Consider the following 268-nt stretch of genomic DNA (forward strand, 5'->3'; position numbering starts at 1 on the left):
CCGTAAAACGGATGGCAAACGGGATCTCCTGATTGACAGTTCCGCGGATCGGGATCTTGTCAAAAGTCCCTGTCATGTTGTCCAAAAATAGCATCTTGTTACCGGATCTCTCAAACGCAGGCTTATTCCGATCGGACTCAGAGAATACTTGTATATCGTAAGTAAGCTCTCCGGCCTTGTCGGATAACACTTTCAAATAATTGACATAGGCTCCGTTTTTAATCTGTTTTAGAAGGACAGATACCTCAAACGAGTCGTTCGCGTCAAT

1 protein-coding gene is annotated in these 268 nt (G+C 44.4%); it reads right to left on the reverse strand.

Features of this window, described 5'->3' with window-relative positions:
* Positions 1-268: hypothetical protein (locus tag LI149_RS15165; protein WP_227143624.1), on the reverse strand; the 268-nt coding region annotated here is incomplete at both ends.

Origin of the sequence: Dorea sp. 210702-DFI.3.17, from assembly GCF_020560825.1 — a bacterium.
Taxonomy (GTDB): domain Bacteria; phylum Bacillota; class Clostridia; order Lachnospirales; family Lachnospiraceae; genus Dorea; species Dorea formicigenerans.